7 protein-coding genes are annotated in these 8,907 nt (G+C 72.6%); 5 read left to right on the plus strand and 2 right to left on the minus strand.

Annotated elements, in window-relative coordinates:
- Positions 1 to 18 precede the first annotated feature (18 nt).
- Positions 19 to 1,923 (minus strand): elongation factor G, encoded by a 1,905-nt coding sequence (locus AB0F10_RS42065; RefSeq protein ID WP_360639157.1) that lies wholly within the window; start codon positions 1,921 to 1,923, stop codon positions 19 to 21.
- 301 nt (positions 1,924 to 2,224) lie between these two features.
- Here AB0F10_RS42065 and AB0F10_RS42070 point away from each other — a divergent pair, with 301 nt between their 5' ends.
- Together AB0F10_RS42070 and AB0F10_RS42075 are read left to right on the plus strand one after the other, a co-directional pair.
- The gene (locus AB0F10_RS42070) at positions 2,225 to 3,151 is read left to right on the plus strand and encodes an alpha/beta hydrolase (protein ID WP_360639160.1); all 927 of its coding nucleotides are present in this window, start codon (positions 2,225 to 2,227) and stop codon (positions 3,149 to 3,151) included.
- Between the two features lie 34 nt (positions 3,152 to 3,185).
- A complete protein-coding gene (locus AB0F10_RS42075; RefSeq protein ID WP_360639163.1) occupies positions 3,186 to 3,575 on the plus strand; it encodes a DUF1707 domain-containing protein in 390 nt (129 codons plus the stop codon).
- A gap of 14 nt (positions 3,576 to 3,589) precedes the next feature.
- Here AB0F10_RS42075 and AB0F10_RS42080 read toward each other — a convergent pair whose 3' ends face one another.
- Positions 3,590 to 6,304 carry an EAL domain-containing protein gene (locus tag AB0F10_RS42080; protein WP_360639166.1) on the minus strand — a complete coding sequence of 905 codons (2,715 nt, stop codon included), beginning with the start codon at positions 6,302 to 6,304 and terminating at the stop codon, positions 3,590 to 3,592.
- A gap of 202 nt (positions 6,305 to 6,506) precedes the next feature.
- Here AB0F10_RS42080 and AB0F10_RS42085 point away from each other — a divergent pair, with 202 nt between their 5' ends.
- The 3 genes from AB0F10_RS42085 to AB0F10_RS42095 all read left to right on the plus strand — a co-directional run.
- Positions 6,507 to 6,950, plus strand: a complete 444-nt coding sequence (locus AB0F10_RS42085; RefSeq protein ID WP_360639168.1) for a helix-turn-helix transcriptional regulator — start codon at positions 6,507 to 6,509, stop codon at positions 6,948 to 6,950.
- A gap of 97 nt (positions 6,951 to 7,047) precedes the next feature.
- On the plus strand, positions 7,048 to 7,611 hold the full coding sequence (locus AB0F10_RS42090; protein WP_360639171.1) for a helix-turn-helix domain-containing protein: 564 nt from the start codon (positions 7,048 to 7,050) through the stop codon (positions 7,609 to 7,611).
- Between the two features lie 275 nt (positions 7,612 to 7,886).
- On the plus strand, positions 7,887 to 8,907 hold a 1,021-nt coding region (locus tag AB0F10_RS42095; protein ID WP_360639174.1), incomplete at its 3' end, for a LysR family transcriptional regulator.

Genomic DNA, 8,907 nt, shown 5'->3' on the forward strand with positions numbered 1-8,907 from the left:
GGGCCCGGCGCTTACTGTCTATGCCGCGGGACGGTAGCCCGCCGGCCGGGTGGTGAAGCCGCCGCGGCCGTGGGTGCGGCTGCGCAGCCGGGTCGCGTAGCCGAACAGTTCGGCCAGCGGCACGACCGCGGTGACCGCGCCCGCCGTCGAGCCGGTCACCTGGGCGCGGCGCGCGGCCAGGTCGCCGAGCACGACGCCCAGCGTCTCGGCCGGCGCGGTGACCGTGACCTCGACGACCGGTTCCAGCACCGTCAGCTCGCAGGCGGCCAGGGCCGCCCGCAGACCGAACCGGCCGGCCGCCCGGAACGCCACCTCCGAGGAGTCCTTCGGATGCGTCGCGCCGTCGGTCAGCGTCACCGTCAGGCCCACCACCGGGTGCCCGGCGACCGGCCCGCCGGCCAGGGCCTCCCGGCAGCCGGCCTCGACCGCCCGGACGTACTCGGCCGGTACACGCCCGCCGGTCACGGTGGACGCGAACGCGAAGCCGGTCCCGTCCGCCGGTGTCACGTCGAGAACGACGTGGGCGAACTGGCCCGGCCCGCCGTCCTGCTTGACGTGCCGGTACAGGATCCCCGTCACCCCCCGGGTGACCGACTCGCGGTAGGCGACCTGCGGACGGCCGACCGTCACCTGTACGCCGGTGGTGCGGCGCAGCTTGGTCACGGCCACCTCCAGGTGCAGTTCGCCGAGGCCGGACAGCAGGATCTGCCCGGTCTCCGGATCGGTGCGCACGGCCAGCGAGGGGTCCTCGCCGACCAGCGCCGACAGTGCCGGCGGCAGGCGCTGCGCGTCGGCGCGGGTGCGGGCCTCCACCGCCACCGACACCACCGGCTCCGCCGTCCGCGGCGCCTCCAGCAGCACGGGATGCCGCCGGGTGGACAGCGTCGCGCCGGCCCGGGCGTGCTTGATCCCGGCCACGGCGACGATGTCCCCGGCCACCGCCCGCTCGACGTCGGTGTGCCGGTCCGCCTGCACCCGCACCACCCGGGCCACCCTTTCGGCACGCCCGGCGCCCGCGTCCCACACGACATCGCCCTTGCCGATCGTCCCGTCGTAGACGCGCAGATACGCCAGCCGGCCGGCCCACTTGAACACCAGCGCCGCCAGCGGCCCGCCGGGGTCGCCGGCGGGTGCGGGCAGGTAGTCGACCACCGCGTCGAGCAGCGGCTCCACGCCGATGTTGCGGTACGCGGACCCGCACAGCACCACGACCACCTCGCCGGCGCGGGTGAGGTCCCGCAGCGCCGTACGCAGGGTCTGCTCCGACATCGCGCCCAGCTCCTCGAGTGCCTGCGGGTGGCGTTCCGCGACCGCCTCCTCCAGCTCCCGCCGCGCCCGCCGGGCCGCCGGATCGTCCGCCGCCTGGACCTGCAGGACACCGCCGGGCCAGGTCAGCCGCCGCATCCGGACCAGGTCCACGACGCCGGTGAGGCCGCCCTCGGCGCCGACCGGCACCTGCACCGCCAGCGCGGCGACCCCCAGCCGCTCCCGGATGGACGTCACCGCCGCGGCGAAGTCGGCGCCGGCCCGATCGAGTTTGTTGACGAACGCGATCCGCGGCACCCGGTACCGGTCTGCCTGGCGCCACACGGACTCGCTCTGCGGCTGCACGCCCGCGACGCCGTCGAACACGGCGACCGCGCCGTCGAGCACCCGCAGCGAGCGTTCCACCTCGTCGGAGAAGTCGACGTGGCCGGGCGTGTCGATCAGGTTCAGCCGATGACCGGACCAGTCACAGGAGACGGCGGCCGCGGAGATGGTGATGCCGCGCTCGCGTTCCTGCGGATCGAAGTCGGTGACCGTCGTGCCGTCGTGCACCTCCCCGCGCCTGTGGATCGTGCCGGTCGCGAACAGGACCCGCTCGGTCAGGGTGGTCTTGCCGGCATCGACGTGGGCCAGGATGCCGATATTTCGTACGCGCATGATCTCGGTCTTTCACGAATGGTGTGTGGACGGCGGCAACGCGCCCGCCCGGCCGCCGGTGCTCAGGCGGTCAGGAACGTCCAGCCCCGGTGGCGCAGCCGGGGCTGGGCACACCAGACACGAGAATCAGCTCGAAACGCGAGGTGAGGACGACGACAGCGGTGCGGTAGCGCACGACGTCCCTCCCCTCGCTTCACGGCAACACGACCGAGGGTACGAACCGGCCGCACCACCGTCGATCGAATATCGGCGCCCGCTGCGTGGTTACTGCGGTGAAACGTCGGCTATCTACGCTGCGCAGGTGGACGAGCAGCGGGTGGTCGAGGTGCACGGGCACGCCCGGGCGTTCCGGATGGCGGGTACCGGTCCGACCGTCCTGCTGCTCCTGCACGGCATCGGATCCGACGGCGCCACCTGGGACACCGTCGCGGGAGCGCTCGCCGAGCGTTACACCGTGATCGTGCCCGACCTGCTCGGGCACGGCCGGTCGGCCAAGCCGCGGGCCGACTACAGCATCGGCGGGTACGCGAACGGCATGCGGGATCTGCTCGGCGCGCTCGACGTCGACAGGGTGACCGTGGTCGGCCACAGCTTCGGCGGCGGCGTGGCGATGCAGTTCGCCTACCAGTTCCCGGAGCGGACCGAGCGGCTGGTCGTGGTCGCGGGCGGCGGGCTCGGCCGGCAGGTGAGCGTGGCGCTGCGCGCTCTGACCCTGCCCGGCGCCTCGGTCGCGCTGGGGATCAGCCACCTGCCGCCGTCGCGGCTGGCACTCAGCGCGCTGCGCGCGGCCGCCGGGCTGGTCGCGCCGGCGGCGCTCGCGGCCGACCTGAACGAGGCGTACACAGTGCACGCCGGGCTGGGTGACCCGGCCGCCCGGGCGGCGTTCCTGCACGTGCTGAGGCATGTCGCGGACTGGCGCGGGCAGCTGATCACCATGCGGGATCGCGCCTACCTGGCGCAGGGCCTGCCGGCTCTGGTCGTCTGGGGCGACCGGGACCACGTGCTCCCGGTCGGGCACGCCCGGGCCGCCGCCGAGCTGATGCCCGGGGCGCGGTCGGTGGTGCTGCCCGGTGTCGGGCATTTCCCGCACCGGGAGGCGCCCGCGGAATTCGTCGACGCGGTGACCGACTTCGTCGAGGGAACCAGCCCGAACCGGTGGGACGCCGGTCGCTGGCGTCACCTGCTGCAGACCCGTTCCGGAACTTCTCGGGCAATGGCTGTCGATTAGACGCCCGGTACCGGAGCGGTGTCATGCTGGGGGCATGGCATCGCAGCAGATCCGCGCCTCGGATACTGAACGCGAAGAGGTGGCCCACATCCTGCGGACCGCGATGGGGGAAGGCCGGCTCACGCTCGACGAGGGCGAGCAGCGCCTGACCGCGGTGTACCGGGCCGTCTACCGCGACGACCTGACGCAGCTGACCGCCGACCTGCCCGGTAACGGCCGGCAGGCGCTTGCCGACCTGCCGGCGGCGCGGACGGCGGTCGCGCGGCACCGGCGCCGCAAGGCCGCGGTCGTGGGCGCCGCGATACTGGCGGCGACGGTGCTGGTCGGGGTGTGGCTGATGTCGGGCGCACACATCCTGTTGCCCGGGTTCCTGTTCTTCTTCGTGTTCCTGCGCCCGTTCACGCGTGGCCGGCGCGACCGCTGACGGAGCGCCCGCCGTCAGGCGGGGACGGTGACCTGTGCGCCCAGGCCCTCGGCCAGCAGGCGGCCCGCGTCGGCGGCCGGCAGCGGGCGGGACAGCAGGTAGCCCTGTGCGACGTCGCAGCCCAGCTCGCGCAGCGCCGCCAGCTGGACCTTCTCCTCGATGCCCTCGGCCACCGTGGTCATGCCCAGGCTCTTGCCGAGCCGCACTATCGTGCGGACCAGGGCCTCGTCCTCGAGCTCGCCGCCGAGGCGGTCCACGAACGAGCGGTCGATCTTCAGGATGTCCATCGGGTAGCGGCGCAGGTAGGCCAGCGACGAGTATCCGGTACCGAAATCGTCCATGGCGAGGGTGACGCCCAGCGCCTTCAGGCGTACCAGCTGGGTGAGGTTCTCGTCGGTGTCGGTGAGCAGCACGCTCTCCGTCATCTCCAGGCAGAGCTGGTCGACCGGCAGGCCCGTCTCGGCAAGCACCTCGGCGACGGTGGCGGAGAGGTCGCCGTGCTCGAACTGGCGCACGGAGACGTTCACCGACATCTTGAGCCGGCGGGTGCTGCCCGCGCCCCAGGCCACGGCCTGACGGCAGGCCTCGGCGAGGACCCAGCGGCCCATCGGCACGATCAGCCCGGTCGCCTCGGCGATGCCGATGAAGTCCAGCGGCGAGACGATGCCGCGGGTCGGGTGGTGCCAGCGGACCAGCGCCTCGAAGCCGATGATCTCCCCGGTGCGCAGGTCGACGGTGGGCTGGTAGTGCAGGGCCAGCTCGTCGCGTTCCAGGGCCAGCCGCAGGTCGGCCTCGAGTTCGAGGCGCTGCAGCAGGCCGCTGAGCATCTGCGGGTCGTAGGCGGCCAGGCCGGCGCCGCCCGCGGACTTGGCGCGGTACATGGCCAGGTCGGCGTTGCGCACCAGCTGGTCGATGCCGTCGGCGTCGGCGCCGGAGGCCAGGCCGATGCTCACCGCGACGCGCAGGTCGCGGCCGCCGACCACGAAGTGTTCCTCGAGCGCGGCGGCGATGCGGCCGGCGACGGCCTCGGCGTCGGCGCGGGCGGCGATCGACTCGATCAGCACGCCGAACTCGTCGCCGCCGAAGCGGGCCACGGTGTCGCCCTCGCGCACGGCGGTGCGCAGCCGGTCGGCCACCTGCAGGAGCAGGGCGTCGCCGGCGGCGTGGCCGAGGCTGTCGTTGATCTCCTTGAAGCCGTCCAGGTCGAGGACGAGGATCGCCACGTCGTCGGCCTGGGTGCCGCGGTCGAGCGCCTCGTGCGCCCGCTCGCGGAACAGCGCGCGGCTGGCCAGCCCGGTCAGGCTGTCGTGGTACGCCTCGTGCATGAGCTGTTCCTGGAGCTCACGCGCGTCGTGGATGTCGCGGGTGTTGAGCACGTAGCCGCCGACCGCCGGGTCGTGCAGCAGGTTCGTGATGGTCATCTCGGCGAGGCGGATGCGGCCGTTGTAATGCCGTATCGGCACCTCGAGGACGACGACGCCGAGCTGCTGGTCCCGGATGGATTGGATGCCGGCCGCGATGGACGGGGCGGCCCGGTGGCCGACCACGTCGACCAGGGTGAGGCCGAGCAGCATGGACGGGGGGTAGCCGAAGATCCGCTCGACCGACTCGCTCTGGAAGAAGATCTTCGTGTCGGCGTCGATGACCGCAACCGATTCGGAGCTCTGCAGCACGAGGGCGCGGAAGCGTGCCTCGCTGGCCTGCAGTTCGATGCTGCGCTTGGCGACGCGCGCCTCGAGCTGGCGGGTCAGGTGGCGGTTCTCGAGCAGGGTGAGCAGCTGCCGGACGATGATCAGGATGATCAGCACCGTGCGGGAGCCGCCGACGAAGAAGACGTCGGCCTGCCCGGTGACCGCGTAGAAGACCACGCTGCAGACCAGGGCGGCGAGCACCACCCCGTACGGCACGAGCATCGCGAACGGCCGTTGCTCGGCGGCGTCCTGCGCCTCGGAGGCGGGCTGGGTGAGGTCGGAGCCGGGCCGCCGCGCGGCGAGCAGCACCAGGGAGAAGGCCACGAACCAGGCGATGTCGAGCAGGCCGCCGGACGCGTAATCGCCGTGCAGGGTCATGAAGACGTAGAGGCTGTCGGCGGTTGCGATCACCAGCATCGCCGCGCCGATGAGCATGAGCGAGCCGGAGCCCTGTCCGCCGCGGCGCTGCAGGGCGATCATGTAGAGCACGATGGTGACCAGGACGACGTCGCCGAGCGGGTAGCCGAGCAGGACGTAGAGGCCGGCGGTGGTCTCGGCGCCCTCGGAGAGCAGCGGGCCGATCACGGCGATCCAGCTGATCAGCAGCAGCGAGCAGCCGATCATCATGCCGTCGACGATGCTGCGGACGCGGTTGGCCAGGGACTGCCGGGCGACGGGCACCACGAGCAGGCCGACCGCGGTGAGCGGGACCATGCAGAGGTAGAAGACATCGGTCAGGCCGGGTGACGGCACCTCGCGGCCCTGCACCGTCTCGATCCAGGTCCAGGTGGCGGCGCCGGCCGTATAGGACAGGCCGCCGAGACCGATCCCGGTCCAGGCGGCCCTCATCCGGCCGCGACCGCGGGCGGCCCGGAGCAGGCAGGCGGTGCCGGCGGCTGCCGTGATCAGGACCGTGGCGATGTTCGAGGCGGTACGGGTGACCAGCTCGCCGCCGAAGCCGCCGACCATCCAGGCGGCGAACGCGACGACGAGGGCGACGACCCCCAACGTGCCTCGACCGGGGTGCCTGAACCTCATCAGACCCCTTCCCTCATCCGGCCGCACGCCCGATGGTGTGCTGTCCACCGTCGAATCGGGCGCGCGGCGGGTCACTTGAGGGATTCCGGTGCCGTCCTGGCGGCGCTTCGCCCGATTGCCGCCGGCCGGTGGTACGGAAGTGGCTGCCGGGGCGGAATCCGGCGCTCACCGTGGGGTCGCGCGATGTGGCACGATTTCAGGTGTGACCAGCAGGCCCTCCTCGGAAGAGCAGCTGCGCAACTTCGTGCTGCTGCGCCGGGTCCGCGACCGGATCGACCGGGACTACGCGCAGCCGCTGGACGTCGAGGCGCTCGCCCGCGGCGCGCACATGTCGGCCGGTCACCTCAGCCGCGAGTTCCGGCTCGCGTACGGGGAGTCGCCGTACTCCTATCTGATGACGCGGCGCATCGAGCGGGCGATGGCGCTGCTGCGTCGCGGCGATCTCGGCGTCACCGAGGTCTGTTTCGCGGTCGGGTGCTCGTCGCTGGGCACCTTCAGCACCCGCTTCACCGAGCTGGTCGGCATGCCGCCCAGCGCGTACCGGCGCGAGGCCGCACGGGCGACGGCGGGGATGCCGTCGTGCGTGTCCAAGCAGGTGACCAGGCCGGTCAGGAACCGGAAGGCGACGGCCGGCAAGGCCGAATAGGGTGCCGGCCGCGCCCCGCCACGCCGGTCGGCGCAGACCGTCCGCGCCGCGATGTGCCACCCTGTCGGCACGGACCGGCGAGGAAGGACCACCCGCGATGGCCGAGCGCCCCCTGCGCGCCGACGCCCGGCGCAACCGCGACAGGATCCTCGAGGTTGCCGTGCGGGAGTTCTCCTCCGGCGGGCCGGACGTGGCGCTGGAGACGATCGCGCGTTCGGCCGGCGTCGGGATCGGCACGCTGTACCGGCACTTCCCGACGCGGGAGGCGATGGTCGAGGCGGTGTACCGCGGTGAGCTCGACCGGCTCTGCGACTCGGTGGCGGAACTGCTCGCGGCGGGCGAGCCCGACCGGGCGCTGCGCGTCTGGATGGATCGGTTCGTGGACTATCTGGCGGCCAAGCGCGGCATGGCCGAGGCGGTGCGGATGGTGATCAATTCGGGCGGCGCGCCCTTCGCGCACAGCCTGGAACGGCTGACGGACGCGCTGACGATGCTGCTGGACGCGGGCATCCGGGCCGGCACCGTGCGCGCGGACGTCGCGGTGATGGACGTGCTGACCTGCCTGAACGGGGTGACCCTAGCGGCCGGCGGCGCGGGGCAGCGCGAGCAGGCCGGCCGGCTGCTTGACCTGATGATGGACGGCCTGCGCCCGCGCCACTGAGCAGGCGCGGGCCGGCCTAGGTCATTTCTTCTTTTTCTTCTTCTTGCCCTTCTTCTTTTTATCCTTCTTGTCCTTCTTGTCCTTCTTCTTGGACATCGGGTGCGCCTCCCTTCGAGGGCCTGAGTGCGGACGGCCGGGGGGGCGAGTGACGGGGTGACCACGCGGGCGGCATGCGCGCGGAGGGGCGGATACCGGCCGGCAGTCGAGTTAAGCGACATCCAGTGGTCCGGTCAGCAAACGTCATATTAACAAGGAATGATCTGTATCATCCCGAAATGTCATTCCCGGGCGAACTTCCCCCCGGCCGGCAGACCATCGAAATTCACAATGTTGGTATTTCGGTGCCGGGCGCCGACCTCTACCGTCGGCATGTGGACCTCGAGCTGCGCCACCTGAGGATGATCTGCGCGATCGCCGAGGCGGGCAGCGTCACCAAGGCCGCCGCGGCGCTCGGGCTCGCGCAGCCGGCGCTGGCGACCCAGCTCAAGCGCATCGAGCGAACCGTCGGCGGGCCGCTCTTCCACCGCGAACGGCGCGGCACCCGGCCCACCCCGCTCGGCGATCTGGTGCTGGCGCGGGCCCGGCTGCTCATCCCGGCCGTCAACGGCCTGCAGCGGGACGTCACCGCCTTCGTCGGCTCCGAACGGCCCGGGCAGTTCCGGATCGGCGCCACCAACGGGCCCGTCTCCGGCGGCCTCGTGCAGCGGCTCGCCGCCGCGCATCCGAACAGCCCGGTGACCATGCACGCCACCTGGTCCGCGGACGAGATCTGCGCCAGGGTGCTCGACGGGCGGCTCGACTACGCGCTCGTCGGCGCCTGCGCCCCGTCGATACCCTCCCCCGGCGCCGGCCTGGTCTGGCTGCCGGTCTGCGTCGACCCGGTCTGGGTCCTGGTCGGCGCCGAGCACCGGCTGGCGGGGCGGGACGAGGTTCCGCTCGCCGAGTTCGCCGGGGAGAAGTGGGCGACCGCCCCGGGCGACGGGTGCTTCAACGACTGCTTCGCCACCGCCTGCGCGCGGGCGGGCTTCACGCCGCTGCCGCCGTACGAGATGGATGTGGGTAGCTGCATCGACCTGGTGGCCGGGGGCGCGGCCGTGGTGTTGTGCCAGGGCACCGTGCGGCCGCTGCCGGGGGTGGTGGCGCTGCCGCTGGAGGGCTCGCCGCTGCGCTGGCGGCATCTGCTTGGCTGGGATCCGGCCGGTCCGAGCCCCACGGCTCGGGGATGTCGATCGCGACGCCGATGCGCGTCGTGCTCTCGGCCACCTGGGTCAGGCCCCGCGCGAGGGGCTGAGGAAG

This window comes from Actinoplanes sp. NPDC026623 (assembly GCF_040638275.1).
GTDB lineage: Bacteria > Actinomycetota > Actinomycetes > Mycobacteriales > Micromonosporaceae > Actinoplanes.

Coding starts and splice junctions, on each gene's coding strand:
- AB0F10_RS42065 (WP_360639157.1), bottom strand. CDS start 1,923: ATGCGCGTACGAAATATCGGCATCCTGGCCCACGTCGATGCCGGCAAG.
- AB0F10_RS42075 (WP_360639163.1), top strand. CDS start 3,186: ATGGCATCGCAGCAGATCCGCGCCTCGGATACTGAACGCGAAGAGGTG.
- AB0F10_RS42080 (WP_360639166.1), bottom strand. CDS start 6,304: ATGAGGTTCAGGCACCCCGGTCGAGGCACGTTGGGGGTCGTCGCCCTC.
- AB0F10_RS42090 (WP_360639171.1), top strand. CDS start 7,048: ATGGCCGAGCGCCCCCTGCGCGCCGACGCCCGGCGCAACCGCGACAGG.